Here is a 25,179-nt window from a genome sequence, read left to right on the forward strand (position 1 = left end):
TTAAATCGGTTGAGTCTGTTGCGGCCATCTAGACCATTGGCCGGCTTGGTTCAAGAAACAGGCTACTCCCCACTTTGGCCCACGCCGACTTGGCCAAAGTACCGGCGACCAACATAGCCGATTCGCGTTAATCTTTTTTCATCGCCGCCTGCAGCCCCTCCGGCCGCTCGTCGGCCTCGCCAGCGCGCCGCTTGTCGGCGTCGCCGGTCCTTCGTGAGCGCGATTGCGCCTTGCGCTTCTGCAGGTTGGCGCGCAACTGCTCGGCCAGCCGGTCCTTGCGGCCCGTTCCGGGCTTTTTCGGTGGGTCATCCTTTTTTGGTGAAAGCGTCTTGTCGTTCATCGTCCCGTCTCCGGCCGGCGACCCGCCAGCTGCTATCAAGGGATAGCCAACATTGTGGCACGGCCATGTCCGGAACAATCGCCGGTGCGGCCTTTCAACCCGTCTTTGTCTTGGCCTTGCGCTTGCCGGTTCGATATGGCAGAAGCCCCGCCATCGGCGGCTGCGGTAGCTCAGTGGTAGAGCACTCCCTTGGTAAGGGAGAGGTCGAGAGTTCAATCCTCTCTCGCAGCACCAGATTGTTTTCGCTGGCGCATCTTCCAAGGCCTCTTTGACCTGCTCGATGATGATTGTGCGCGGTTGGCGAGGTTGCCGAAAAATATGACGCCCCGCGATCTGCCGAGTGCCACGCGCACAAGCTCGTCGAAACAGTGGTCTTGCACGCGCACCTCCCGGCGCTCGCACGCGCCATGATGCGCGCGGGGAAAGCGTTCTAGTCTGCCCTGCTGCAGGCGGCTTAACAAAGCTTGCAGCCGGGAACAATCGCTCAATGACTCGCGTTTCTTGCGAAGACCCGCTTCTTTTGCACGGGCAGCGGCCTCGAAGGCTCGCAAATGTCGCGCCGGCGTTTCAATCGCACTCGCCTCAGCCCTCACGATTTGGCTATTTGTGAACGCGTGTTTGATCAGGTTTGCGCAGATGAGCACATTGACCCTCTAAGCCTGGATGCCGAAGCCTTGGCGGTGATGATTGTCGCAATCTTCCGAAACGTGACTACCAATGAGCGCGAACTGCTGGAGGAAGTTAGGTCTCTTCGTCGCTCAAAAGGTGCAGAGAAGGCGCACTAGCTTGCCAGCGTTCCGGGGCGAATTGGTCTGGTCCCGCATTGGCACAATCGGATTGGCATCTGAATTGCCCATTGATGATCGCCAGAGTGTAGCCACCGAGCTTGCGAAGGGGATAGAAATGGGTTTGGCCGAAGACTTATCTGATGTCGCGCTCACATTCGAATGTCCGGATTGCTCACACCCGGCGGTAAGAAAGGGCTCCGCACTAAGAACAATCGCGCACTTCAGATGCGACGGGTGCAACGCCAAGGTGCGGATGACCTATCCGCAGAAGCTCGCGATCTTCGAAAAGCACAAGCTATTGGCCGCAAGCAGCCGGCAAAGCCGCGGGAAGCGATTGTACGCCCCCTACCGGGGCTGATTGCCGCCGACAACACGACACAGAAGGAAAATGCCCAAGGTCAGGGGCACAGATGCGGCCGAAGTGGCTTCGCGACCTCTGCCGCGTGCAGCGACGCCTGCTAAGCCTTCCTCATCCGCGCGGCCTTCGCCCCTTTTGACGCATGTTGACCATGACAATGCGCCCAATCGGACTAATTCGGGCGAACGGCTCGTTAGTTCGTTAGACGGTGCTAAAATACGGCAAAGTGTCCGAATGTCATCTCATGAAGCCCGCCAGACAGGCTGCGGCTCGCTCTGGCCTAACCGCGAAGGGAACCAGGAATGAAAACGGCTGTTTCGACCTCTTTGACAAGACGAAGTGTTGTCGCCGCGCTGGCGCTGACCGCGGCATCGACGGCGGTATTGCCTGCCGACAACGCGCTCGCCCAGGCCAAGAAAACCACAGCTGAGAAAAGTCTGTATGAGCGGCTGGGCGGCGTGTTTGCCATCGCAGCGGTGATCGATCACTTCAGCGACGCCGTCGTGAAGAACCCGATCGTCGGCAAGAAATCCAAGAATCCGCAGCTGCGCAAATGGCACACCAAGAACCTGGAAAGGTTGCCCGGCCTCAAGTTCATGCGCACGCTGTGGGTCTGCGACGTTTCTGGCGGGCCCTTCAAGTTCGTCGCCACCAAGCCCGGCACGACGCCGCTCGGTCTCGAGGAGGCGCATCGCGACCTGCAGATTTCCCCCGCCGAATTCGATGAGGTCGCAGCCGAACTCGGGCGGACCTTGGATCATTTCAAAATTCCGAAGCCTGAGAAAACCGAAGTCCTGGAAGCTTTCGCCGCCCACAAAGACGAGGTCACCGCCGGCTACGTCAAGCGGGGCTGAAGCGCTTATATCGCGCGGGCATTCGTTCTGAGCATGGCGCGCATCGCCGTGACTATGCGGCGCGGCCGCAGCTCAGCGCGCAATTATCCGATGGTTCCTACTCCGAACCTGCCCGAGCTGTTTCCACACTGAGCGACCCTTCCGGCAGTGGCAGCATGAGTTCAGCCTCGGACTTCGTCAGATGGATCCATGCCGCCCAGTCCGATGGCCGCAGCACAACCACTTGCCGGTTGTGATATGGCGCCACGTCCGGCCCTGGCTCGCTCGTCAGCATCGTGAACGTCGGCGGCTTGTTTCCGACACCCTCGCGCCACAGCCCGGCAATCGCCATGAACGAATGGCCATTCAGCGTGAACCTGTGCTTGGTTTTTGGATATTTCGTTCCCGTGAATTCGAAGAATGCCGACGCCGGAACGAGACAGCGCTTGCTGTTGCTGAACTGCCGGCCCTCCGAGCGAAAGTTGAATACAGGTCCGCCTTTTGGCCCGGCCGGGGGAAAGCCGAACGTCATCGACGCCAGTTCGATTGCGTCGCCAGCGGCGCGCATTACAGGCGCGGGGTCGTTGATGTGGATGTCATCCGCCTGCGGCAGATCCAATTCGGTTTGATGGCTGGGGATTTTGAGCGCCAGCGATTCCATCATCCGGCAGTATTCGGCCCAGGCGATGTGCTGCTCGTAGTCATTGCACATGGAAAGGCTCCGTACGCTCGACTGAGGCCAGTTCAACATAGCGTTTATCGGTTGGCGCCGATTGCTGGCGGATTTGATATAAGCCTATTTGGGCCGGCGTGCGGCAGCGATGGCCTGCAACAGATTGATGCTGTTCACGTCGGGTTCGCTGGATGCGGCAACGGCAAGTGCGGCGGCTTCGGCTATTTTCGCGACGTCGTCGCTGCTGATCGTTCCACGCTTTTCCAGCAGATTTACGAGTTCGACAACGAGAAGAAAGGCGTTCACACCATATCGTTCGGCTCTGAGCTCGAACTCGCCTCGAGCCAATTTCTCCGCGTCTCCTTCAGCCCGTTTGTCCACGTTGGCGTCCTCTCCTATGGCTACAAGCTATTAACGCTTAGCACGAATGGTTTAATCCTTCGAACTGGCCACAACCTTCGCCAATTGCCGGGCATAGTGTCGCCGGTGGCAAGGGCATGGGTTCAGCCAAGGATGAGACCAACCAACAGAACGGTAAGAATAAAGGACAACACGACGGCAAGTAGCCCGCATGCTTCCAAAGTGTTGGTTTGCCAAGCTTTCGTCGGGCGCCTCCGGTTTGAATTCCCGTTTCGCGAAACAAACTTCATCGGGCACCAGATCGGACGCGGAGCCGGCTTGAATTTGGCAAAGCGCTCCTCTTCATCGGCCCGGAAGGCATCTCCGCGAAACTCCGGAGCACCGTATGCGCGGCGCCGGCCTGCCTTTCATCGACGCGAGCCATCACCAGTACGACACCTTCTGCGATCTTCGGCTTGCGCGGCTTCTGGGCGAAATTGGCGAAAGTTCCGAGAAGCACGCCGGCAAAGCCGCCCCACGCCGCACCGACCAGGGCCATGCCGGTCATCCCCGCAGGATCAACGCCTTGAACTCCAAAAGCGCTGAAACCGGCCAACAGACCAGCCGTGGCGCCAAGTGCGGCACCAGCAACCGCACCCCGCCAGAGAGCGCTCATCTCATCGTCGTAATATCCAGCAACGCTGATCGGTTCATCATTGTCATTGTAAGATCCGACCACGCTGATTTGCCGGCGACGAATCCCGGCAGCCTGAAGCCTGGCAACGGCACGTGCTGCCTGGGCATGGGAATTGAACAGCCTGCTGATCGTTTGCATTTACGCCCAGGCCCGCCGCCCGTTCGGAGCGTCGGGCCTCTCCTCCCTGGCTTGAACTCTTCCGCCCGGACGCATCTTCGTCGCGCCAAAGCTCACCACAACGTGAGCCAGCCGGCTACGTTCCCAGCCGGGGCTTCGGTCCAATCCTGGAGTATCTTGCTTGGGACCTAAGTCTGACCTGCTTGAATGCAACGGGCAGTGAGGCCACGCCGAGAGGGAGCCGTTGCTGAATCGAAGAGGTCGAGGAGAGGGCTAAGGCCTATCGCAGACCCAAAAAGCTCAAAATGGCGATTACGATCACGATCGCGCCGACCAGCCAGATAATGTTGTTCATGATTGCACTCCTTCGCCTCCGGGTGGGGTGCACGCCGAGGCGAAGCCCGCCACGCAAGTAGAACATTAGATGCGGCTAAAGGTTCCTCGCTCGCCTCGCTGTCGAAAGAGCCCACCGCACCAGTCGGCACGGCGGGCGACGCAGAGTTTCACCCCGGTGGTGGGGCAGCAAACGGCGTTGCGCCCAAGGCTCAGCTGATGCTTCGGGACCAGTCATCTACCTGGCGCTCTGCCTCTTCCTTGGCGATGCCATATCGCTCCTGGATACGTCCCAAAAGCTGGTCTCGGTTGCCCTCGATGCGATCAAGATCATCGTCGGTGAGGTCACCCCACTGCTCTTTCGCCTTGCCTTTGAACTGCGTCCATTTTCCCTTGATTTGATCCCAGTTCATATGTTCCTCCTTGCTTCCTGGGCCCGCACTGAAGCGGAGCGCGGACCGATCGGCATTTCAATGTTGGTGACGAATGAAGATTAGCAGCCGCTAAAAGTTCCGGTGCCGACGCAAAAAGCCCGTCGTGCCCGTGCCGGACTGCGAGCTGATGTTGATGATGCCCGGAGCTTGATGCTCTTTCGCGGCACTATCTTATGCCGTTGAAGGCGCTGAGCTTCTTGCTGGTTGGCCTTGGCTGGCAAGCCTCGAAAGGCTGCCCGGCAGCATTGTTCTGTCCTTGCCGATCATGAGCACGCCGCTGTCGGGCGCCAACAGTGCCGAGAACGGCAGCATCGCCGCGCCGATCGGCGAAGCCTCGGGGCCGAATTGTCCCGACACGATTTCCGGCGCCACGATGCCGATGGCGCTGATCCTGTTGAACTGGGTCTGCACCTTTGCCAACAGCTCGAGATGAATCGGCCGCGGCAGGATGCTGTCGAGAACGATCGCCTCGATGTCGATGACGGAGGTGATGGCGATGATCGCCTCGACCAGCGCATTGGCGCAATCGTCGATCCATTCGGACAGCGGCTCGCGCGCCCCCGGCGGCAAGGGATCGAGTTCGCGCACACGGTTGATCTCGATGCCGCGCGATTTGAGATGATTGACCAGCACATAGATCGAAGCGCGATGCAGCAGGCTCTGGTAGCGCGCCGGCTTGGCCGCCACCGAATCGAGGCTTGAAGGCGAGACCGGCAAAGGACCGAGCGCGGCGCTGTTGCCGTGCGGCCCGGTATGGACCTTGCCGCCTTGCACCAGTCCGCCGCCGACAAAGGTGTCGATCGAGATATGCATGAAGTCGCGGAACCGTGCGCCGGTCCCCTGGATGAGTTCGGCGAGTGCGGCCGATGATGCGTCGTTTTCCACGAAGACCGGGGTCTTCGGCTTTGTGGCGAAGAACGTCGTCAGATCGATTGCTTCCCAGCGGCTGCCGAGATCGTCGGGAAAGCCGAGCTCTTCGCTCCAGCCGCCGAGGAAATATGGCGAGGCGATGCCGACGCCGACGATGCTGGCATCGCCAAGCCCCTCGACCAGCTTGTCGAAATTGGCCAGCGACATGTTGCCGGCCTTGAGCACCATGTCGGGATCCGGAAAGCGATATTCGTGCGACTCGCGCGAGCGGACCTCGCCGGCAAAGTCGACGAGCACGGCTTCCAGCGCGCGCCGGCCGATCTTGATGCCGACGCTGTAGATACGCTCAGGTGCAAGTCGGTAGAGAGTGGATGGCGATCCGCGTTGCCCGAACCTTTTCCCCACTTGCTTTACGAATCCGGACGATTCCAGCCCGTCGACAATGGTGGCGACCGCGGCCGGCGTCAGATTTGCGGCGCGCGCCAGATCGGACTTGGATGCCTCCTTCAGGCGGCGAATGGCATCAAGCACGAAGCGCTCGTTATAATGCCGAACCTTGACCGAATTGCTGCCTTTTCCGGACAAAACCGGCGCCTCCCCATTCATTCCCGCAGAGCCACTCCAGCCGCTTGCAGCTTTGAGGCTGCCGCGGGGTCGAGCACTCCAATCGCACCCGTGCGCGACGCGACAGTGCCCTTCGCGGCCATGGAAGTCAATTTTCCAGTTGCGGCATTCGGCCATTTAATATAGCAAATTGAAAAAACAGGACCAGGGAGGAAAGGTGCTGCACTTGGTCGCATTAGGCGAAGCCGACGCCATGGTGAAGAGCGACGCGGCTGTCCCCGTTGCCCTGGTTCAGGCGACAAAAGCCTTCGGCGGCACGATTGCCCTCAAGGACGCGTCCTTCGAATTGCGCTCAGGCGAGGTGCTGGCTCTGCTTGGCGAAAACGGCGCCGGCAAGAGCACCTGCGTAAAGCTGCTGGCCGGCGTGTATCTCCCGACCGGCGGCCATGTCGAAGTCGATGGCAAGCCTGTGGTCTTCCATTCGCCGCACGACGCCCAGGCTGCCGGCATCTCGGTCATGCACCAGCACCCCGGTCTTTTCCCTGATCTTTCGGTGGCGGAGAACATCTATCTCGGCCATATGCCGCGCGACCGCTTCGGCGGCATCGACAACGCCGCCATGCTTGCCGGCGCGCGCAGGGTGTTGGCGACAGTCGGCCTCGACATGCCGGCCGAAACCCGGCTCGGAACGTTGCGCACCTCCGAACAGCAACTGGTCGAGATCGCTCGCGCCCTGTCGCTCGACGCGCGGGTGCTGATCATGGACGAGCCGACGGCCGCCCTGTCGCAGCGCGAGGTCGAGCGGCTGTTCACCGTCGTCGCCGACCTGCGGCTGCACGGCGTGGCGATGATGTTCGTCGGCCACCGCATGGACGAGATCTTCCGCATCGCCGACCGCATCGCGGTGCTGCGCGACGGGCGCCTCATTGGCGTCAAGCCGAAGGCCGAGCTTGGCCGCGCCGCTGCCATCGGCATGATGGTCGGCCGCGAGGTCACCGACCTCTATCCGCAACGAAGCCACGCCACCGGCGCACTGGTGCTGGAGGCGAGGGGGCTTTCGCACGCCGGTGGCTTTTCCAATATCGACCTCAAGCTCCATGCCGGCGAGGTGCTCGGGCTCGGCGGCCTGGTCGGCAGCGGGCGGACCGAGATCGCCCGCGTGCTGTTCGGAATCGACCAGCCCGATGCCGGTGAAATCCTGATCGACGGCGAAGCTGTGCGCTTCGCGTCGGCACGCGACGCCATGGATGCGCGTATCGCCTATGTCTCTGAAGACCGCATGGGCCAGAGCCTGGTGATGGATTTTTCCATCCTCGACAACGCGGTGCTGCCAGTCCTCGACAAGGCAGCCCGCTCCGGCTTCTACGGCACGAACCGCGCGATCAATCTGGTTTCGGACTGGCTGAAGCGCATGAAGCTTCGCTTTTCCGGCTATGCGCAGCCGGTAAAGGAACTGTCCGGCGGCAACCAGCAGAAGGTAGTGTTGGCCAAATGGCTGCGCAGCGAACCGCGCCTCCTCATCCTCGACGAGCCGACGCAAGGCATCGACGTCGGCACCAAGGCGGAAGTGCATGCGATGATCGCCGACCTTGCCGCCCAGGGCATGGCAATCATCCTGATCTCCTCCGAAATGCCCGAGCTCATCGGCATGTGCGACCGCATCATCGTCCTGCGCGAAGGCCATCGGACGGCCGAATTTGCCAGGGGCGAAGCCACTCAGGAAAAGGTGCTGGAAGCAGCGACCAAGGCCGGCGAAAGCGCCGATGCGGCGGCACAGGCCACCGGCGAGGAGAAGAGAAGAGGACCGCTCGACATACTGAAGCGGCGGGAGTTCGGTCTGCTCGCCGCGATGCTGGCGGTCGCCATCCCGGTCACCGTCATCAACCCGCGCATGGTGAGCGCTGCAAACCTGACCGCCGTGTCGATGGATGCCGCCTTGCTCGTCGTTGCAGCACTCGCGCAGATGCTGGTGCTGATCACCCGCAACATCGACCTTTCGATCGCTGCGGTGATCGGCCTGTCGGCTTACATGGCGGCCAGCATGGTCCAGGCCTATCCAGGGCTCGACATCGGCATTGGCCTGATAACCGCATGCGCCGTCGGTGGCGTCGCCGGCCTGATCAACGGCCTCGTCGTCACCAGGGGAAAGATCCCGGCGATCGTCGTCACGCTGGCCTCGATGTCGATCTTCCGCGGCTTCAACTCGATCTGGGCAGCCGGTGACCAGATCAGCGCCGACGAAGTCACGCAAGCCTGGCTCGACATGACCGGCCTGAAGATCGCCGGCGTGCCGCTGATCGTCGTCATCGCGATCGTCATCCTGTGCCTGGGTTATGTGCTGCTCTATCGCACGGCCATCGGGCGCGAACTGTTCGCCGCCGGCTCCAATCCCGACGGCGCGCGTCTTATCGGCATCCCCGTCGACCGCCGCATTCTGTTGGCCTTTGGCATGGCCGGCCTGCTCGGCGGCCTGTGCGGCGCGCTGTGGGCATCGCGCTATGCGACCATCGATGCACGCGTCGCGCTCGGTTTCGAACTCACCGTGATCGCGTCGGCGGTGGTCGGCGGCGTCGCCATCCGCGGTGGTTCGGGCACGCTGCTCGGTATCATCCTCGGCGCGCTCACGCTGCTCGTCATCAAGAACGGGCTGACGCTGGTGCGCGTCGACCCGCTGTGGCTGCAGGGCGTCTACGGCCTCGTGATCCTGGTCGCCATCGGCATCGACACCTTCATCGTGCGGCGGGCCGAGCAGGCAAGACAGGCGAGGGCGCGGTGAAAAAGTTCCTCCGTTCGATCGACTTCTGGGATCTGCTGCTGGCGACCTCTTGCGTGGCCATCTTCCTCTATGCCGCGATCTTCGTGCCGAATTTCGTTTCCGGCTTCAATCTCTCGCAACTGGCCGCCAGCGCCTCGGAAAAGGCATTGCTGATCCTGCCGATGACGCTGCTCATCATCACCCGCGAGATCGACCTGTCGATCGCCTCGGTGCTGGCGCTGACGTCCGTCGTCTTTGGCTTGCTGGTCCAGGCCGGTGTGCCGACGCTTGCCGCAATCCCGCTGACGCTCGTCATCGGCGGCCTGCTCGGCGCCTTCAACGGCTATCTGGTCTCGGGCCTTGGACTGCAGTCGTTGGTTGTGACGCTCGGCACCATGGCGCTCTACCGAGGCATTGGCTACATCCTGCTCGGCACCGGCTCGGTCAACATCCTGCCGCCCGCGCTCGTCGATTTCGGCATCAACAACCTGCCTGGCACCGAGATACCGTGGACCATCGTGCCCTTCCTGGTGCTGGCGCCGGTGTTTGCGGTCGTGCTGCAGAAGACGCCGACCGGCAAGCGCATCTACGCGCTCGGCGGCAGCCCCGAAGTGGCGCGCTATTCCGGCATAAACACGCGCCGGATGGTGCTGAACCTGTTCGTCGTCTCGGGCGTCGTCGCGGCGATAGCCGGCATCGTTTATACCGCGCGCCTTTCCAACGCCCGCGCCAACAATGCGCTCGGCATGGAGCTCGACGTCATCACCATCGTGCTGCTCGGCGGCGTCAGCGTCTTTGGCGGCAAGGGCCGCCTGACCGGCGTCATGCTGGCACTGGTCCTGATCGCCATCATCCGCAACGTGCTGGCGCTGAACCAGATCGGTGGCGACGCGCAGGGCATGATCATCGGCCTGCTTCTGATCGGCTCGCTGCTGGTCGGCAATTACTGGCGCTCCACACAGGAGATGCTCAGCAGATCCCGCGCAATGCGCGAGACAAAGGGGTGATCTCGGGCCCCTTCCTTCAAGCCCGAATTTTGACGGAGGAGTCACAATGAAAGCGTTTAGATTAGCCCTGCTCGCATCCGCGGTTCTGCTTGCGCCAAGCTCGCTGGCCTTCAGCCAGGAGTGCGCCAAGGAACCCGTAACGGTCGGTTTCCTGCCCAAGCTCGACACGGATCCCTACTTCAAAGTGGCCTTCGGAGGCGCACAAGAGGCAGCCAAGGAAATTGGCGGCACCGCTACGCAGGTCGCCCCATCGCAGGCGACCGCCGAGGCGCAGATCGAATTCATCAACAGCCTCGTGTCGCAGAAGGTCGGAGTCATCGCAATTGCCGGCAACGACGCCAATGCCGTCGCGCCTGCGCTGAAGCGCGCCGTTCAGCAGGGGGTCAGGGTGATTTCGTATGACTCCGATGTGGCCGCCGATGCGCGTGCGGTGTTCGTCAATCAGGTGAAGGGCGACAGCCTCGCCGAGATGATGCTGGAAAGTGCATTCGCCCTCAGCGGCGGTGAAGGCGAATTCGCGATCCTGTCGTCGACGCCGACGGCAACCAACCAGAACGCCTGGATCGACTTCATGAAGGCGAAGATGGCGGCCGAGCCGAAGTTCTCCAAAATGAAGCTGGTGCAGGTGGCCTATGGCGAAGAAAGCGAACAAATCAACCAGCAACAGGCGTTGGCGCTGGTCCAGGCGTTTCCCGATCTCAAGGTGATCATCGTCCCGGCTGGCATCGGCCTTCCGGCGGCCGCGCGTGCACTCGAGGAGGCGGGCATGATCGGCAAGGTCAAGCTGACCGGTCTCGCGCCGGCCACTCTGATCTCGAAATACATCAAGGACGAAGCGGCTCAGGATATCTGGTGGAACGTCACCGATCTTGGCTATCTTACTTATCAGACGGCCCAGGCGTTTGCGCAATGCAAGATCACCGGCAAGGAGGGTGAGAAGTTCACGGCAGGCAGGCTCGGCGAATACACGATTGGCGCCGGCGGCGAACTGATCCTTGGCCCGGCTAAGATCGTGACTCCCGAAAATCTGGCCGAGTTCAAATTCTGATCCTATAGAGCTTGAGTTCTAGGGGGCGCCGGTCCATCCGGCGCCCTTCCCAAAAACCTCTCGAAATGAAAACAGTGCGGGGCGGCAATGAAGATATTGCTTGCAGGCGAAACCTTTGCAGCGACGACCTCGGTTGCCATCGGCAGCGACGTGCTTACAAGTGCGGCCTCGACAAATGGTGCGACGGCCTTCAATGCCGCGCTGGCCACTGAAGGCATCGCGGTCACGCAGATCGGCGGCGAGCGTTGCAGCGCGGCGTTTCCCTATGACCTCGATGGGCTCGCCCAATATCAGGCGGTGGTGATCTCCGACGTCGGCGCCCTGACATTGCTGGTGACGCCGGATGCCCGCGCCGGGCGTGTCGGCGTCAACCGCCTCGATGTGCTCAAGGCCTATGTCGAAGGTGGCGGCGGGCTGATGCTGGCCGGCGGTTACATGGGCTTTCAGGGCATGTTCGGGACGGCGCGTTTCCACGACACCCCGGTCGAGGACGTTCTGCCGGTCCGTTGCCTACCCTACTGCGACGGCATGGAGGTGCCGCAAGGCGTGCAGGCCTCCATCCTGCAGTCGTCACATCCGATTTTTTCCGGGGTGGAGGGGCCTTTGCCGCCGATTCTCGGCATGAACAAGCTGGAATTCAGGCGCGACGGTTCGTCCCGGCTTCTGGCGACCTGCCACCATCGCGGCACCGACTGGCCGCTCCTTGCCGTCGGTAGCCATGGCCGCGGCCGCACGATTGCCTGGGCAACCGATATCGGCCCGCATTGGCTCTCGCAGGATTTCCTCGGATGGCCGTTCTACGGAAGACTGATGGCGAACATGGTCGGTTGGCTCGCCGGCGATGGATGAGAAAGCTGGTTTGACCAGTGCGGCTGCCTGCCGCTGCCTCCGATGCCGCGCGAGGCCCCGGTGACCAGCACCACCTTGCCGGCGAGGTCGAATTTCGGCGTGAACTCATTTGTCATGCAATTCCACCTTGTTCTTCAAATCGGACCGGCTGCCGTGTCGAACCGAATAGGCTCGCGTGAATTCGGCGCCCAGCAGAAATATCTCGGCCGAATAATAGACCCATAACAGCACGACGAGCAGGGCGCCGGCCGCGCCGTATGACGATGAGATGGCGCTGGTTCCGATATACCAGCCAATTAGCGACTTGCCGATGGTGAACAGAAACCCGGTGACCACGGCGCCGATGCCGACATCGCGCCATTGCAGGCTGCGGTCCGGCAGCACCTTGTAGATTGCGGCAAACAGCAGCGTGATCAGGGCAAACGAGACGATCCCGTTGATCGCGCTCAGGATGATGGTGCCGAACGGCAGGTAGGCGTTGATGACGTCTCCGAGCGCCGAAATTGCAGCGCTTACGACCAGCGACACCAGGAGCAGAAAGCCGAGCGCCGCGACGAGGCCCAGGCTTGCAATGCGTGCCCGAACCATTCGTGAAATCGTTGCCCCGCTCGGTTTGACTTTCCAGATTTCGTTCAACCCCAGCTGCATCTCGCCGAACACGCCGGATGCGGCGACGAACAGCGTGACCAGCCCCAGAATGCTGGCGAGGGTTCCGGCTTCCTTCTGCGAGGCGTTTTCGATCGTAGCTCGCAGCAGCTCGGCACTTTGCGGCCCCATCAGGCCAGCGATCTGTGCCGAAAGGGCGAGTTGCGCCGCCTCGTGCCCGAAGGCCATGCCGGCAATAGCCACAACGATGAGCAGGATCGGCGCAAGCGAGGTCGTGGCATAAAACGCTATCGCCGCCCCATGGCTCAGCGCATTGTCGTCGATGAAGCCGATGACGCTCTGCTTGAGGAGCCTCCAGCCCTCTGCTGCCAAATTCCACATGTAGGCCTCGCATGCCTGTCAACAAACAAGTAGCGGCGGCGCAGCGCTGGGCGAGGGGTGGGCGGCTCGGCCGGAACAAAGCCGGCAACGGCGCGCTGTACAAGGCGATCGCCTATAAAGGCGGCGTGCAGCGAACATCCTGCGAAAGGTGCCGCTCGACTGGCCGGGGACGTGCTCACGATGCAATCAGGGGAACTGTGACAGTTGTCTGATAATTTATCGGATATCGGTTGAAATACGGGAACTCGATCACGAACGCATATTGGGCGGTCAGATGTGCCATGCGAAAGCCGCCGCTGGGGGCGTCGATTGCTATTGTTACATCGACGTCTTTCAATCCCAAATCCAGTAATTTTTCCGTGGCAATGGCTTGGATCTGGGCCTGCGTCAGCGAGTTCTTCATTTGCAGCGCACGTGACGACGTTTCCAGCGTGTACCGAACACTCGACATAGCATTCAGAGCCCAGCCGAATGCAAAGATGCCGATCAAAAGCATTATCAGAAAAGGCGCGATCAGCGCGAACTCTAATGCAGCTCCGCCTGATGCATCCCCCGTGAAAGCTCTCGACTTAGCGGACACGAATCACCTGTTGATGACTGAGTTCGCGCGAGAGGGAAAACGCACCAAAACTGAAGGGCGGTGACCAGGTGGCTGTCGCCTGTATTACGAGGAAGACCGAGGGGGCTTTCAAAGTGTCGCACAGGACCGATGGATCGGCCACGATGTTCCCGCACATGTATTTCCGGCTCACTGCCACCTGCGCGCCATCAGGATGGTTTTCCCAGCTCGAAAGAGCGACAGCTTGGATGGTCGTATCCTCGACTGCTCCTTGCATCACGAGGTTCGCCGCGGTTTTGACGCCTGCACGCATCGACAATGCGCTCGAGACAAAAGACCAGCCGTCGATGATGCCAAGAAGTACCAGGCAAAGGGCGGGCAGAACCAGCGCAAACTCTACCGCGGCAACACCCGAATCACTCCGGAACATCCGGACTTGTAGCCGATCCACGAAAACTACTCGACAAGCTGAACGGTTTGCGTGGCCGGAATGTCTCGCATTCCAAGGCTCGTGCAATCCTGAATGATGTTTGCGTTGCCGGACCATTGCACGGTACTTGCGACGACCTGCGTGCAACCACCTTTGCCCGAGAAATTGCCGAGATAATTGACGCCCTGTGTTGGAAAATACAGAGCGCCGGTCAATAGCGAATCCGCCGTGCCATTAAACGTGTTGGATCCCGCCAGGTTGGCTCTGTCGCCATAGAACAGCACACCTGAATAGGTGCCCGACGTCGGTGCGCTGAGCTTGACGGTCGCCGTGCCGTTCATGCTAACGCCGGAGGTATCGGCCAGATAAATGACGACACCCTCGCCGGAAATATTTGCATTCGAGCTCGCTTTGAAATCGCCTCCCTCAATGACGTATATCCCGGGCGAGAGGGTTACATTGCCGCTCAAGCTGAGCCCCTTGCAGTATGTTCCAGGTTGCAAGGTTGACTGATTGCCGTTTTGACAAGGGTTCGTGGCCGGCGGCGCCGGCAGGTCGGCAAAAGGATCAGCAGCGGGCAGCGCCTGAGTTATCAGGCTGGCGCAAACGGTCTTCACGACGTTGCTCAACGAAACACCGCCTGCCGATATCAGGCAATCGACATCAAGGCTTGCCGATCCCTGAAGTTTGATGGCGTCCGGAGCTATCGAATTCGACATGACGGAGCAGCCTGTCAGTTTTGTGGTCGAACTGCCGGAAAAGAGCGCCGCTTTCGAAGCGGAAGGATCGACCGTCAAAATGCAGGCTTTTGAAGCATCCGTAATAAGAGCCACCGCCCTTGCTTGTGCGCCAACTGCGTTTTGCGTGAATATCGACGTAAAGAACCGATCGAGGTTCTGATGAACGACTACCTCAACCGCCTTTTTTCCGACATTTGGACCGGCTGACGGAGGCGAGAAGACCTCTATTGTACCTGCTGACGGTCCCCAGCCGTTCGTGGTCGCTGACGCTGTCGCTGCGGAGACAATCTTTGGCGTGTCGGATCCCGAAACCTTTTCCAAAGCGCCAGCATAGGCGGCCGCATCCGCCACCGCTTGTAGCTTCAGGCTGCTGTAATACCAATAGGAAGTCTCGATACCGAGGCCCGCACCGCCGACGACAATCGGCAAAGACAGAGCAAAAATAGTAGCAACGTTGCCGCTCTCGCCGATCGGTCGCATAGCGCGGAAAAAACACCTAAAAATGCGGGCACGCCAGTCCATTTCCCTATTAAAGCAGGATTGCATAAAAGAATGACTAAGAATTTCCGTACATTTCTTGGCTGCGATCCATCCAGGCTTAACGGCCCGTTCCGCCGCTTCAACGCGGGCCTTTGGCGCCACAGGACCCTCGTTAGTCCTTCGGCCGGGTGCATGTCTTCATAGGAACAATTCTGGTTTCCGGGGTCATGCGCAAGAAAAGACCGCCGCGGCCGGTTTCGATTGGCAATGGGTTGCCGTTCCCTGCTATTCCCGCTTCAAATCAAAAAGCAGTGGACGTTCCAGTATGACCAATGTCGCCTTGACCGGGCTTGCCCGCGATCTTGCCAAGCGCGCCGCGGAAGGCCGCCCGGTGCGCATCGGCGTTATCGGTTCGGGCGAGATGGGCACCGACCTGGTGACGCAAGGCATGCTGATGCCGGGCATTTCGGTTTGCGCGATCTCGACGCGCCGCCCGCATACGGCGCGTGAGGCCATCCGCATTGCTTATGGCGACCAGGCGATGGCAGCCGAAGCGGACAGCGCTTCGAAGGTCAGCCAGGCGATCGAAAGCGGCAAGATCGCCGTCACCTCGAACGAAATGCTGGTCACCAATCCGCTTATCGATGTCGTCATCGATGCCACCGGCAAGCCCGGGGTCGCCGCCGATTTCGACCTGATGGCGATGCAGCACGGCAAGCACCTGGTGATGATGAATGTCGAGGCCGACGTTACCATCGGCTGCTATCTAAAGCAGCAGGCCGACCGGCTCGGCGTCGTCTATTCGGTCGGCGCCGGCGACGAGCCGTCGAGCTGCATGGAGCTGATCGAGTTCGCCTCGGCGCTCGGCTACACCATCGTCTCCGCCGGCAAGGGCAAGAACAACCCTCTCAACCACGACGCCGTTCCCGACGACTACCGCGAGGAGGCGCTGCGCCGCAACATGAATCCGCGCATGCTGGTCGAGTTCGTCGACGGCTCGAAAACCATGGTCGAGATGTGCGCCATTGCCAACGCCACCGGGCTGGTGCCCGACGTTCCCGGCATGCACGGCCCCAAGGCCGATCGCGACGAGCTGGTCAAGGTGCTGATCCCGCGCGAGCAGGGCGGCATTCTGTCGAAGAAGGGCGTCGTCGACTACACCGTCGGCAAGGGCGTGGCGCCCGGTGTCTTCGTCATCGTCGAGGCGACGCATCCGCGCATCATCGAGCGCATGGACGATCTGCATATCGGCCACGGTCCCTATTACAGCTTCTTCAGGCCCTACCATCTGACCTCGCTGGAAGTGCCGCTGACGGCCGCTCGCATCGCGCTTTACGGCAAGCCCGACATGGTGCCGCTGCCGCGGCCGGTGGCCGAGGTCTGCGCCGTGGCCAAGCGCGATCTGGCGGCAGGCGAGGTTTTCGATGCGATCGGCGAGACCTGCTACCGCTCCTGGACCATGACCGTCGAAGAAGCCCGCGCCCATCGCGCCGTGCCGGTCGGTCTGCTCGAAGGCGGCAAGGTGCTGAAACCGGTGAGGAAAGGCGAATTGCTCACCGCCGACAATGCCGCGCCCGACCCGACGACCAGGCTATTCGCCTTGCGCCGGCTGCAGGACGAGATGCTGTATGGGCGTGACGCTGTCGACCGGTGAGCTGTCGCGGTGCCTTTGGCCGGGCCCACTGGCATTGTCATTACAACTCTCTATATTGTATTGACGATGAAGGCGGAGGCGATCACATGAATCTTCAGATCAGGGACCCGCGCGCACGCGAACTGGCGCGAGAGCTTGCTGCCAAACGCAAGATTTCGATGACCGAAGCGGTCATCGAAGCGCTTGAATCCGAGTTGAAGCGGGAGAGCGGACGCATTCCCCTGGCTGAGCGGCTTGCTGCCATTGCCAACGACTTCAAGGCCAAGGCAGGCCAAGGTGGTCGGGCTGTGACGAAGGATGAGATCGATGAGATGTGGGGCCATTCCTGATGTTCATCGACACCTCCGTGGTTGTCGCGATTCTTTCAGGCGAAGAGGATGCCCGCGAGTTGAGTAACCGCATTGAGGCAGCGCCCGCGAGGATAACTTCGGCGTTGGTGGTGCTTGAAGCGGCGATGCGGCTTTCGACGATGCTTGCCGTGCCGCCGGTTGTCGCCGGAGATGCGATAGAGGCGTTTCTTCGCGAAGCCGAAATCGAAATTGTGCCGATCGACGCCAGCGATGCCAAGCTCGCGATCCAGGCGTTTTCAGACTACGGAAAGGGGCGCGGACATCCCGCCCAGCTCAACTTAGCCGACTGCCTTTCTTATGCCTGCGCAAAAAGTCATGGCTCCGCACTGCTCTACAAGGGCAACGACTTTTCGCATACCGACCTCGCGTAATCCGCAACCGGCTGTTACTTCCCCAGCTCTATCGACCGCAGCCGCGCCGCTTCCACCGCCTCGGTGAGCAGGCGCGTCAGCCGGTCCTCGCCCATCAGTACTGCAAGGGCCGCAGCCGTGGTGCCGTTGGGGCTGGTCACCTGCTGTCTGAGCACGCCCGGCTCCTCGCCGCTTTCGGCGGCCAGCGAGGCGGCGCCGTAGACCGTCTGCATTGCCAAGAGCTTGGCAGTCCTGGTCGGCAGGCCGGCCTTCTCGGCTGCCACCGTCAGCGCTTCGATGAAATGGAAGATATAAGCCGGCCCCGACCCGGAGACTGCCGTCACCGCGTCCATCAGGCCCTCGTCATCGATATCGGCCACTTGCCCGCCCGCCGAAAGCAGGTCGGCCACAAAACGCTTGGTGTCCTCGGAAACCAGCCTGTTGGAAAACACCACCATCATGCCCTTGCCGATTGCCGCCGGCGTGTTGGGCATGCAGCGCACGATCGGCGCGCGGTCGCCGAGAATGCCTTCGAACGTGGCGACCGGCGTCCCGGCGGCGATGCTGAGGAAAGTGGTTCGGCCATCGTTGAAGCGGATGTAGCCAGCCGTGACGTCGCGGATCACCTGTGGCTTGACCGCAAGGACGACGAGGGCCGGCACGGCGTTGGCCGGTATGGCGCCAGCATCCGCGCCGGCAGCGCAGCCCAGTGCTTCGGCACGCTTGCGCAACTCGGCATTGGGCTCGACCACGAACACCACCGCCGGAGCCAGCTTGCCGGCTTTCAGCCAGCCCGAGAGCATGGCGTAGCCCATATTGCCGCAACCGGCGAGAACAAGCCTGACCGTCATCGAAAGCCTCCCATATTGAGATGGCTTCCCCATAGACGTTCGCGGCAGGGCGGGGAAGCCCTGTTGGGACCGTGATCAGGCGGAAACCCCGACCTTGCGGTTGGGATGCGTATGTAGTCGCGCAGCCGCGCGGCGACCAAATTAACCTTTTATTTCCTATGCCTGTTTAGCATCGCTTAACCAGTGGCGGTCGCTACGTCCCAGCCCGAGGGGAAGGCTCCAGAAACCATGGCTTATAGGAAAAATCGTGAACACTGGAGGAACGAGCAGTCCTTGCTGTCGCTCGTCGAGGCGGTGCGCGGCGAGGACGAAGCATCGCTGGTTTTGCTAGAGGACCGCGCAGGCCCGTCATGGCGCGAGGATGCCGCCACACGCCATCGTCTTGCCCGCTCGCGCCGCGAAGCGTGTGCCAGTCCGATCCTGTTGGCAGCCGCCGGCATAAGCCAGCCCGATCCTGATGAGCCAAAGGCCGGCACCATACTGATGGAAGAGGCTGCAGCTGCCGATGGGTTTTTCGACCCCGCTGGCTCCCTTGGCGGCCCCGATGCCGGTTCCGCCGATCACGCAGCATACCGGGCAGCGCCGCCTCCCGCTCAGCCGGTCGAGGTCGCGCGTACCAAACGTCCTGGTCCGATCGGTGCCGTGTTGTCGGCGCTGAGCCGGCTCATGCCTGGCAGAGCGCCGGAGGAGATGGCGTCCGGTGAGACTTCCGCCGCGACAAATTCCACCGCAGCGATGCCACCTGCGTTCCACCCGCAGCCGCTCTATGCCGGTCGGGCACCTTATCCGCAGCAACCCACGCCGCCGCATTCGGCCCATACTCAGGCCTGGTCGAGGAAGGCAAATCAGGCCTCGGAAGCCGCCGATCAGCAAAGCCAGATCGAGGAAATCCGCGCCAGCCTGCGCGAATTCCGCGAGGTCGTTCGCGAGCTCACCGAAAACCGCGCGCGCCGCCGCTATTTCTGAGCGTCGAATAAAACATGCCGGTTTCGAGTTAACGGCATGGGACGGCGCATTGACGGGATTGCCCGGCTCGATTTTCGTGAAAATGCCGCGCTGCATGTCCGCCCGCAGCGCATGGTTCTGGGCAACGGCCTGCATAAAAGATATCTGGAGCGCGCCGCATGGATGTTTTAACGCGGCAGGCTTACGCGATAGGCGTCGAGGGTGGTTCATGGCTGAGTTGATTGACGGAAAAAGCGTCGCCGAAGACGTGGTGCGGCGGGTCAAGGCCCTGACCGCCGAACTGGCGGAAAAGGGCGGACGGCAGCCCGGTCTCGCCGTGGTCATCGTCGGCGAGGATCCGGCGAGCCAGGTCTATGTCGCCTCCAAATCCCGCACCGCCAAGGAATGCGGCTTCCATTCGGTTCAGCACACGCTGCCGGCCGAAACCTCCGAGCCGGACCTGTTGAAGATCATCGGCCAGCTCAACGCCGATCCGGCCATCAACGGCATCCTCGTGCAGCTTCCGCTTCCCGGCCATATCGATTCCGGCAAGATCATCCAGACCATCGCGCCGGAGAAGGATGTCGACGGCTTCCACTTCATCAATGTCGGCAAGCTCGGCACCGGCGAACTCGAGACCGCCTTCGTGCCTTGCACGCCGGCCGGCTCGATGCTGCTGATCGAACGCGTGCGCGGCAAGGACCTGTCCGGTCTCAATGCGGTCGTCGTCGGGCGTTCGAACATCGTCGGCAAACCGATGGCCAATCTTCTGCTTGCCGCCAACTGCACCGTCACCATCGCACACAGCCGGACCAGGGACCTGCCGGCGCTTGCCCGCACCGCCGATATTCTGGTCGCCGCCGTCGGCCGGTCTGAAATGGTCCGCGGCGACTGGGTCAAGCCTGGCGCCACTGTCATCGATGTCGGCATCAACCGCGTCGCCGCACCTGAAAAGGGCGAAGGCAAGACGCGCCTCGTCGGCGACGTCGCCTTTGCCGAAGCAGCGAAGGCGGCCGGCGCCATCACGCCGGTGCCTGGCGGCGTCGGACCGATGACCATTGCCATGCTGATGGCCAACACGCTAGCTTCCGCCTATCTCGCAGCCGGATTGAAACGGCCTTCCTTCTGACCAGAAAGCAGCGTCCTTGCCGAACCTCACTGTTCCCTTAGAACGGCCGGTCACCAATGATCCCGTTCAGGGCGGGCGGCAGTTCGGGTTTCTGTTGGTCGACAAGTTCTCCATGTTCTCGCTGGCCGCGGCAATCGACACGTTCCGGTCGGCGAACCGGCTGCTCGGCCGCGATTTCTATGGCTGGACTACGGTGTCGGCCGACGGCGACGCCGTCATGGCGTCCAACGGCCTGCCGCTCAAGATCGACTACGCGGTTGCCGATCTGCCGCCGGTCGATATCCTGTTCGTCTCGGTCGGGCTGACGACGGAATTTCCCGGCAAGAGCAAGGTGCTGGCAGCGCTGCGCAGTTGGGGCCGGCGCGGCAATGCGCTCGGCGCGCTTTCGGTCGGTTCCTATTTGCTTGCCGAAGCAGGCCAGCTCGATGGCTATCGCTGCACCATCCATTGGGAAAACCGCGCCGGCTTCCTCGAACGCTTTCCGGACATCAACTGCACCGGCAACGTCTTCGAGATCGACCGCAAGCGCTACACCTGCGCCGGCGGCACCACATCGATCGACCTGATGCTGGAGATCGTGCGCGGTGATTTCGGCTCGAGCCTCGCCAATGGCGTCGCCAACCAGTTCCAGCATGAGCGCATCCGCTCGGCCGGGGACCGCCAGCGCGTCGGCCCGGAACGCGACCTGACCGGCAAGTCGGAGAAGCTGCGCCGCATCGTCGAGCTGATGGCCGACCATCTCGACGAGCCGCTGTCGGCGGTGCAGCTCGCCAAGTCGGCGGGCCTGTCGGTGCGCCAGGTCGAGCGCCTGTTCCTGCGCCATCTCAGTGTGACGCCCGGGCGCTATTATATGCGGCTCAGGCTCGAGCGGGCGCGCGAATTGCTGCGCCAGACCAACATGCCGATCCTCGACGTGGCAATCGCCACCGGCTTCACCTCGCATTCCTATTTTGCCCAGAGCTACCGGCTGCAATTCGGCCGGCCGCCTTCCGAGGAACGCCGCACGGCCTATTGAGGGTTTGGCAGAGAGGCGACGCAGCTTCGTACTCCGTCCGGGCTTGTGTCGCGACCCGGCGTCAAATAGCTTTCCGGCGCCGAGCGGCGGCGACTGACGGGGGAGATTTTTGATGGCGGGATTTGTGCAGAGCGTCGCTGCGGCGGCCCTGTTGCTGCGGACGACGGGGTTCGGCTTCGCCGCCGATCGCGTCATCGTCATTCTCGATGCCTCCGGCTCGATGTGGGCGCAGATCGACGGCAAGCCCAAGCTCGAAATCGCCCGTCAATCACTGCGGAACGTGCTGCAATCGGTCCCGGCCGAGGAGGAAATAGGCTTCATGGCCTATGGCCATCGCGAGAAGGCCAGTTGCGACGACATCGAACTCATCGTGCCACCGCAGGCAGGCTCGGCAAGTGCGATCTCAGCCGCGGCCGACAGCTTGAAATTTCAGGGCAAGACGCCGCTGACCGCTGCGGTCAAGCAAGCGGCGGAAGCATTGAAATACACCGAGGACAAGGCGACGGTCGTTCTCATCACCGATGGCATCGAGACATGTAGCGGCGATCCCTGTGCGCTCGGCAAGGAACTGGAGGCTGCTGGCGTCGACTTCACCGTCAATGTCGTCGGCTTCGGCCTGACGGCGGCCGAGGGCAAGCAGGTCGGTTGCCTCGCCGACAATACCGGCGGCAAATATATCGAAGCGTCGGATGAAAACGCATTGCAGGACGCCCTCGTCGAGACCGTTGCGCCTCCGCCACCCGCCCCTGAACCGATTCCCGCCCCGCAGCCTGCTCCCCAGCCGGCGCCCGCCCAGCCGGCGGAGTCCAATTTCGTGCCCACCGTCGTGCTTGCCGAGGGTGGCGATCCCGTCACCGACGGCAACGCCTGGGAGATCTACAAGGCGAATTCCGACGGCACGCGCGGCGATCCCGTCACCACCGAATATGGCACCTACAAGGGCAATCTGGAGCCGGGCGACTATATCGTCGTCGCGCGTGCCGGCGAGGCCAGGGCCGAACAGAAGATCAAGATAGAGCCTGGCCAGGTCGCCAAACCGCACTTCAACCTGAATGCCGGCACGCTGGTCATCCACCCGCGGCCAAGCGAAGGAGCGGACGTTGATGACGGCGCGGCTGTCGTAATCGGCTATCCCGGCGTCGACACCCCGCCGACCTATTACGGTGACACCAAAGTCGTGCTGCCGGCCGGTGACCAGAAGGTGACGGTCACGATCGGCCAGGGCATGGTTATCGAGACGATCCCGCTTGCCGCCGGCAGGGTCATCGACAAGGACATCATCGTCGGCGTCGGGAGTATCGTCGCCAACGCCTATTATGCTGCCGGCGGCGACAAGGCCGAGGGTTCGGGCGTCGGCTTCAAAGTGCTCCAGGCGAAAAAGAACGTCGACGGAACCAGGCAGGAGGTGACTTATGCCTACGGTCCGGACAGCAAGTTCGATCTGCCGCCCGACGATTATGTAATGGTCGCGACGGTCGACCTTGCGGTGGCCGAGCAGCCGTTCAGCGTCAAGGTTGGCGACCATCAGGATCTGAAGATCGCGATGAACGCCGGCATGCTGACGATAACCGCGCCAGGGGCCTCGAAGATCGAGATATTCGAGGCCAGGAAGGCCATCGACGGAACCCGCAAGTCGGTCGGCTACGCCTACGACCAGAAGTATCAAGCCACCCTGTCGGCCGGCGACTACGCGGTGGTTTCGGAGAAATCGGACAACAGCTCGAGGGAAGGCACGGTAACGGTCAGGGCCGGCGCGCGAGCCGAGCTGACCGTTCAGTAGATCTAAGGGAGAGCGGCCACCAGCCGCTCTTCCATGGTCGAAAAGTCATGCCGTACCGAAGGCGCTGGCGCCATGGTCGGCGCGTCCCACCAACTGCCGGAACCCGGCGAAAAGCTCGCGGCCGAAGCCGAATTCATTGCCTATGAGGTCGCTGTCCGCGGGGCGGCGCAGTGCGAAATCGCCGGCTGGCACCAGTACCTCCAGCGTCCCGGCCTCGGCGTCGAGCCTGATGATATCGCCGTCATGGATCCTGGCGATAGGCCCGTCCTCCGCCGCTTCCGGCGTCACGTGGATCGCCGCTGGCACCTTGCCTGAAGCGCCCGACATGCGGCCGTCGGTGACCAACGCCACATGCTGGCCGCGGTCCTGCAGGATGCCGAGCACGGTGGTCAGCCTGTGCAATTCCGGCATGCCGTTGGCCTTCGGTCCCTGGAACCGAATGACGGCGATGAAGTCGCCGGTCAGCGACCCCGCCTTGAACGCCTCGTTCAGGCCTTGCTGGCTGTCGAACACCTTGGCCGGCGCCTCGATGACGCGCCGCTCCGGCTTGACCGCCGATGTCTTGATGACGGCGTGGCCGAGATTGCCCGAAAGCACTTTCAGACCGCCGCTCGGCTGGAACGCCTTCTTGAACGGCGCCAGCACCTTCTCGTCCCCGCTCTCGCGCGGCGAAGCCTCGCGCACGACGCCGCCGTCCGCACCGAGCTTGGCCTCGACCGCGTAGGGGCGCAGCCCTTCGCCCCACACCGTCTGCACATCCTCGTGCAGGATGCCTGCGTCGAGCAGTTCGCGGATCAGGAAGCCGAGCCCGCCGGCGGCGTGGAAGTGGTTCACATCGGCAAGGCCGTTCGGATAGACTCGCGCCAGCAGCGGCACGGCTTCCGAGATGTCGGAAATATCCTGCCAGGTAGTGGCGATGCCGGCCGCCGCTGCCATGGCGATCAGGTGGATGGTGTGGTTGGTCGAACCGCCGGTGGCGTGCAGGCCGACGATGCCGTTGACGATCGAGCGCTCGTCGATCATCCGTCCGACCGGCGTGTAGGCGTTGCCGAGCGCGGTGATCGCCAGCGCCCGCTTCGTCGCTTCCCTGGTCAGCGCGTCGCGCAGCGGCGTGCCGGGATTGACGAAGGAAGCGCCAGGCGTGTGCAGGCCCATGATCTCCATCAGCATCTGGTTGGAATTGGCGGTACCGTAGAAAGTGCAGGTTCCCGGCCCGTGATAGGATTTTGATTCGGCTTCGAGCAGTTCGGCCCGCCCGGCCTTGCCCTCGGCATAGAGCTGGCGGATCTTGGCCTTTTCGTCGTTCGGAATGCCGGTCGTCATGGGCCCGGCCGGGATGAAGACCGCCGGCAGATGGCCGAAGGTCAGCGCCGCGATCACCAGCCCGGGCACGATTTTGTCGCAGACGCCGAGATAGACGGCGGCATCGAACATGTTGTGCGACAGGCCGATTGCCGCGGCCATGGCGATCACGTCGCGCGAGAACAGCGACAGCTCCATTCCGGGCTGGCCCTGGGTGACGCCGTCACACATCGCCGGCACGCCGCCGGCCACCTGGGCGATGCCGCCGGCCTCGCGCGCCGCATCCTTGATCAGCGCCGGAAACGTCTCGAAAGGCTGATGTGCCGACAGCATATCGTTATAGGAGGTGATAATGCCGAGATTCGGCACCCGGTCCCCGCCAAGCGCTACCTTTTCGGAAGGGCTGCAGACGGCAAAGCCATGGGCCAGGTTGCCGCAGGACAGCACGGCCCGGTTGGCGGTGCGGTTCGAGGCTTCGGCGATGCGGCCGAGATAGGCCTCGCGACCGGGCTTGGAGCGCTCACGGATGCGCTGGGTGATGGCTTCGATATCGCGTCTTGCGGTCATGGCGGTCGGTCCTTTCAGGCGAGGTCCCGCAAACA

25 protein-coding genes and 1 tRNA gene are annotated in these 25,179 nt (G+C 62.2%); 15 read left to right on the forward strand and 11 right to left on the reverse strand.

All coding sequences use genetic code 11. From position 1 onward, the window contains the following. Positions 1-127: 127 nt before the first annotated feature. A complete protein-coding gene (locus X773_RS57305) occupies positions 128-340 on the reverse strand; it encodes a hypothetical protein (protein ID WP_023677409.1) in 213 nt (70 codons plus the stop codon). Positions 341-499: 159 nt separating this feature from the next. Between X773_RS57305 and X773_RS57310 the strand changes: the two genes are divergently transcribed. Continuing rightward, a tRNA-Thr gene (locus X773_RS57310) sits at positions 500-574 on the forward strand. A 1,214-nt stretch (positions 575-1,788) separates the two neighbouring features. Beyond that, on the forward strand, positions 1,789-2,340 hold the full coding sequence (locus tag X773_RS57320) for a group 1 truncated hemoglobin (protein ID WP_031211976.1): 552 nt from the start codon (positions 1,789-1,791) through the stop codon (positions 2,338-2,340). Positions 2,341-2,437: 97 nt separating this feature from the next. Here X773_RS57320 and X773_RS57325 read toward each other — a convergent pair whose 3' ends face one another. Both X773_RS57325 and X773_RS0138075 read right to left on the reverse strand, forming a co-directional pair. Beyond that, positions 2,438-3,031, reverse strand: a complete 594-nt coding sequence (locus X773_RS57325; protein WP_023677412.1) for an SOS response-associated peptidase family protein — start codon at positions 3,029-3,031, stop codon at positions 2,438-2,440. 84 nt (positions 3,032-3,115) lie between these two features. Then, on the reverse strand, positions 3,116-3,373 hold the full coding sequence (locus X773_RS0138075; protein ID WP_031211977.1) for a hypothetical protein: 258 nt from the start codon (positions 3,371-3,373) through the stop codon (positions 3,116-3,118). A gap of 364 nt (positions 3,374-3,737) precedes the next feature. On the opposite strand from X773_RS0138075, the gene X773_RS76415 reads away from it, so the two are divergent. Then, entirely contained in the window at positions 3,738-4,337 is a 600-nt protein-coding gene (locus tag X773_RS76415; RefSeq protein WP_156937358.1) for a hypothetical protein, read from the forward strand. A gap of 353 nt (positions 4,338-4,690) precedes the next feature. Here the strand turns inward: X773_RS76415 and X773_RS57335 are convergent, their stop codons facing one another. Beyond that, entirely contained in the window at positions 4,691-4,891 is a 201-nt protein-coding gene (locus tag X773_RS57335) for a CsbD family protein (RefSeq protein ID WP_023677416.1), read from the reverse strand. 192 nt (positions 4,892-5,083) lie between these two features. Further along, on the reverse strand, positions 5,084-6,367 hold the full coding sequence (locus X773_RS57340; protein ID WP_023677417.1) for an ROK family transcriptional regulator: 1,284 nt from the start codon (positions 6,365-6,367) through the stop codon (positions 5,084-5,086). A gap of 196 nt (positions 6,368-6,563) precedes the next feature. Here X773_RS57340 and X773_RS57345 point away from each other — a divergent pair, with 196 nt between their 5' ends. The 4 genes from X773_RS57345 to X773_RS57360 all read left to right on the forward strand — a co-directional run bounded on the left by X773_RS57345 (position 6,564) and on the right by X773_RS57360 (position 12,005). Continuing rightward, positions 6,564-9,122: an ATP-binding cassette domain-containing protein gene (locus X773_RS57345; RefSeq protein ID WP_245274726.1), complete on the forward strand. Its 2,559-nt coding sequence runs from the start codon at positions 6,564-6,566 to the stop codon at positions 9,120-9,122. After that, positions 9,119-10,108: an ABC transporter permease gene (locus X773_RS57350; RefSeq protein ID WP_023677419.1), complete on the forward strand. Its 990-nt coding sequence runs from the start codon at positions 9,119-9,121 to the stop codon at positions 10,106-10,108. The genes X773_RS57345 and X773_RS57350 overlap by 4 nt, the downstream gene beginning before the upstream one ends. A 46-nt stretch (positions 10,109-10,154) precedes the next feature. After that, complete coding sequence (locus X773_RS57355; protein WP_023677420.1) at positions 10,155-11,156, forward strand: rhamnose ABC transporter substrate-binding protein; 1,002 nt, start codon at positions 10,155-10,157, stop codon at positions 11,154-11,156. 87 nt (positions 11,157-11,243) lie between these two features. After that, positions 11,244-12,005 carry a glutamine amidotransferase gene (locus tag X773_RS57360; protein WP_023677421.1) on the forward strand — a complete coding sequence of 254 codons (762 nt, stop codon included), beginning with the start codon at positions 11,244-11,246 and terminating at the stop codon, positions 12,003-12,005. Between the two features lie 105 nt (positions 12,006-12,110). On the opposite strand, the gene X773_RS57365 is transcribed toward X773_RS57360, so the two are convergent. The 4 genes from X773_RS57365 to X773_RS57380 form a co-directional block, all read right to left on the reverse strand. Then, the gene (locus X773_RS57365) at positions 12,111-12,992 is read right to left on the reverse strand and encodes a YihY/virulence factor BrkB family protein (RefSeq protein WP_023677422.1); all 882 of its coding nucleotides are present in this window, start codon (positions 12,990-12,992) and stop codon (positions 12,111-12,113) included. Positions 12,993-13,167: 175 nt separating this feature from the next. Continuing rightward, positions 13,168-13,572 (reverse strand): TadE/TadG family type IV pilus assembly protein, encoded by a 405-nt coding sequence (locus tag X773_RS57370; protein ID WP_023677423.1) that lies wholly within the window; start codon positions 13,570-13,572, stop codon positions 13,168-13,170. Further along, on the reverse strand, positions 13,562-13,981 hold the full coding sequence (locus X773_RS57375; protein WP_023677424.1) for a TadE/TadG family type IV pilus assembly protein: 420 nt from the start codon (positions 13,979-13,981) through the stop codon (positions 13,562-13,564). Before X773_RS57375 ends, X773_RS57370 begins: the two co-directional genes overlap by 11 nt. 26 nt (positions 13,982-14,007) lie before the next feature. After that, positions 14,008-15,363 carry a pilus assembly protein TadG-related protein gene (locus X773_RS57380; protein ID WP_348625932.1) on the reverse strand — a complete coding sequence of 452 codons (1,356 nt, stop codon included), beginning with the start codon at positions 15,361-15,363 and terminating at the stop codon, positions 14,008-14,010. Positions 15,364-15,526: 163 nt separating this feature from the next. Here X773_RS57380 and X773_RS57385 point away from each other — a divergent pair, with 163 nt between their 5' ends. The 3 genes from X773_RS57385 (at position 15,527) to X773_RS57395 (ending at position 17,576) form a co-directional block, all read left to right on the forward strand. Continuing rightward, the gene (locus tag X773_RS57385) at positions 15,527-16,855 is read left to right on the forward strand and encodes an NAD(P)H-dependent oxidoreductase (protein ID WP_023677426.1); all 1,329 of its coding nucleotides are present in this window, start codon (positions 15,527-15,529) and stop codon (positions 16,853-16,855) included. Positions 16,856-16,941: 86 nt separating this feature from the next. After that, the gene (locus tag X773_RS57390) at positions 16,942-17,184 is read left to right on the forward strand and encodes a type II toxin-antitoxin system VapB family antitoxin (protein ID WP_023677427.1); all 243 of its coding nucleotides are present in this window, start codon (positions 16,942-16,944) and stop codon (positions 17,182-17,184) included. Then, on the forward strand, positions 17,184-17,576 hold the full coding sequence (locus tag X773_RS57395; protein WP_023677428.1) for a type II toxin-antitoxin system VapC family toxin: 393 nt from the start codon (positions 17,184-17,186) through the stop codon (positions 17,574-17,576). Before X773_RS57390 ends, X773_RS57395 begins: the two co-directional genes overlap by 1 nt. 14 nt (positions 17,577-17,590) lie before the next feature. On the opposite strand, the gene proC is transcribed toward X773_RS57395, so the two are convergent. Further along, positions 17,591-18,406, reverse strand: a complete 816-nt coding sequence (proC, locus tag X773_RS57400) for a pyrroline-5-carboxylate reductase (RefSeq protein ID WP_023677429.1) — start codon at positions 18,404-18,406, stop codon at positions 17,591-17,593. 228 nt (positions 18,407-18,634) lie between these two features. Between proC and X773_RS57405 the strand changes: the two genes are divergently transcribed. The 5 genes from X773_RS57405 to X773_RS57420 all read left to right on the forward strand — a co-directional run bounded on the left by X773_RS57405 (position 18,635) and on the right by X773_RS57420 (position 23,275). Beyond that, positions 18,635-19,372 carry a hypothetical protein gene (locus X773_RS57405; RefSeq protein ID WP_156937359.1) on the forward strand — a complete coding sequence of 246 codons (738 nt, stop codon included), beginning with the start codon at positions 18,635-18,637 and terminating at the stop codon, positions 19,370-19,372. Between the two features lie 36 nt (positions 19,373-19,408). Next, positions 19,409-19,543 carry a hypothetical protein gene (locus X773_RS79040; RefSeq protein WP_023677431.1) on the forward strand — a complete coding sequence of 45 codons (135 nt, stop codon included), beginning with the start codon at positions 19,409-19,411 and terminating at the stop codon, positions 19,541-19,543. 37 nt (positions 19,544-19,580) lie between these two features. Then, the gene (gene folD, locus X773_RS57410; RefSeq protein WP_023677432.1) at positions 19,581-20,480 is read left to right on the forward strand and encodes a bifunctional methylenetetrahydrofolate dehydrogenase/methenyltetrahydrofolate cyclohydrolase FolD; all 900 of its coding nucleotides are present in this window, start codon (positions 19,581-19,583) and stop codon (positions 20,478-20,480) included. 16 nt (positions 20,481-20,496) lie between these two features. After that, complete coding sequence (locus tag X773_RS57415; RefSeq protein ID WP_023677433.1) at positions 20,497-21,495, forward strand: GlxA family transcriptional regulator; 999 nt, start codon at positions 20,497-20,499, stop codon at positions 21,493-21,495. 112 nt (positions 21,496-21,607) lie between these two features. Continuing rightward, positions 21,608-23,275, forward strand: a complete 1,668-nt coding sequence (locus X773_RS57420) for a VWA domain-containing protein (RefSeq protein WP_023677434.1) — start codon at positions 21,608-21,610, stop codon at positions 23,273-23,275. A gap of 45 nt (positions 23,276-23,320) precedes the next feature. On the opposite strand, the gene edd is transcribed toward X773_RS57420, so the two are convergent. After that, a complete protein-coding gene (gene edd / locus X773_RS57425) occupies positions 23,321-25,144 on the reverse strand; it encodes a phosphogluconate dehydratase (RefSeq protein WP_023677435.1) in 1,824 nt (607 codons plus the stop codon). Positions 25,145-25,179: the final 35 nt, after the last annotated feature.

Origin of the sequence: Mesorhizobium sp. LSJC280B00, assembly GCF_000502835.1 — a bacterium.
GTDB lineage: Bacteria > Pseudomonadota > Alphaproteobacteria > Rhizobiales > Rhizobiaceae > Mesorhizobium.

Coding starts and splice junctions, on each gene's coding strand:
- X773_RS57305 (WP_023677409.1), bottom strand. CDS start 340: ATGAACGACAAGACGCTTTCACCAAAAAAGGATGACCCACCGAAAAAG.
- X773_RS57320 (WP_031211976.1), top strand. CDS start 1,789: ATGAAAACGGCTGTTTCGACCTCTTTGACAAGACGAAGTGTTGTCGCC.
- X773_RS57325 (WP_023677412.1), bottom strand. CDS start 3,031: ATGTGCAATGACTACGAGCAGCACATCGCCTGGGCCGAATACTGCCGG.
- X773_RS76415 (WP_156937358.1), top strand. CDS start 3,738: ATGCGCGGCGCCGGCCTGCCTTTCATCGACGCGAGCCATCACCAGTAC.
- X773_RS57335 (WP_023677416.1), bottom strand. CDS start 4,891: ATGAACTGGGATCAAATCAAGGGAAAATGGACGCAGTTCAAAGGCAAG.
- X773_RS57355 (WP_023677420.1), top strand. CDS start 10,155: ATGAAAGCGTTTAGATTAGCCCTGCTCGCATCCGCGGTTCTGCTTGCG.
- X773_RS57360 (WP_023677421.1), top strand. CDS start 11,244: ATGAAGATATTGCTTGCAGGCGAAACCTTTGCAGCGACGACCTCGGTT.
- X773_RS57365 (WP_023677422.1), bottom strand. CDS start 12,992: ATGTGGAATTTGGCAGCAGAGGGCTGGAGGCTCCTCAAGCAGAGCGTC.
- X773_RS57375 (WP_023677424.1), bottom strand. CDS start 13,981: ATGTTCCGGAGTGATTCGGGTGTTGCCGCGGTAGAGTTTGCGCTGGTT.
- X773_RS57385 (WP_023677426.1), top strand. CDS start 15,527: ATGACCAATGTCGCCTTGACCGGGCTTGCCCGCGATCTTGCCAAGCGC.
- X773_RS57390 (WP_023677427.1), top strand. CDS start 16,942: ATGAATCTTCAGATCAGGGACCCGCGCGCACGCGAACTGGCGCGAGAG.
- X773_RS57395 (WP_023677428.1), top strand. CDS start 17,184: ATGTTCATCGACACCTCCGTGGTTGTCGCGATTCTTTCAGGCGAAGAG.
- proC (WP_023677429.1), bottom strand. CDS start 18,406: ATGACGGTCAGGCTTGTTCTCGCCGGTTGCGGCAATATGGGCTACGCC.
- X773_RS57405 (WP_156937359.1), top strand. CDS start 18,635: ATGGCTTATAGGAAAAATCGTGAACACTGGAGGAACGAGCAGTCCTTG.
- X773_RS79040 (WP_023677431.1), top strand. CDS start 19,409: ATGGGACGGCGCATTGACGGGATTGCCCGGCTCGATTTTCGTGAAAAT.
- folD (WP_023677432.1), top strand. CDS start 19,581: ATGGCTGAGTTGATTGACGGAAAAAGCGTCGCCGAAGACGTGGTGCGG.
- X773_RS57420 (WP_023677434.1), top strand. CDS start 21,608: ATGGCGGGATTTGTGCAGAGCGTCGCTGCGGCGGCCCTGTTGCTGCGG.
- edd (WP_023677435.1), bottom strand. CDS start 25,144: ATGACCGCAAGACGCGATATCGAAGCCATCACCCAGCGCATCCGTGAG.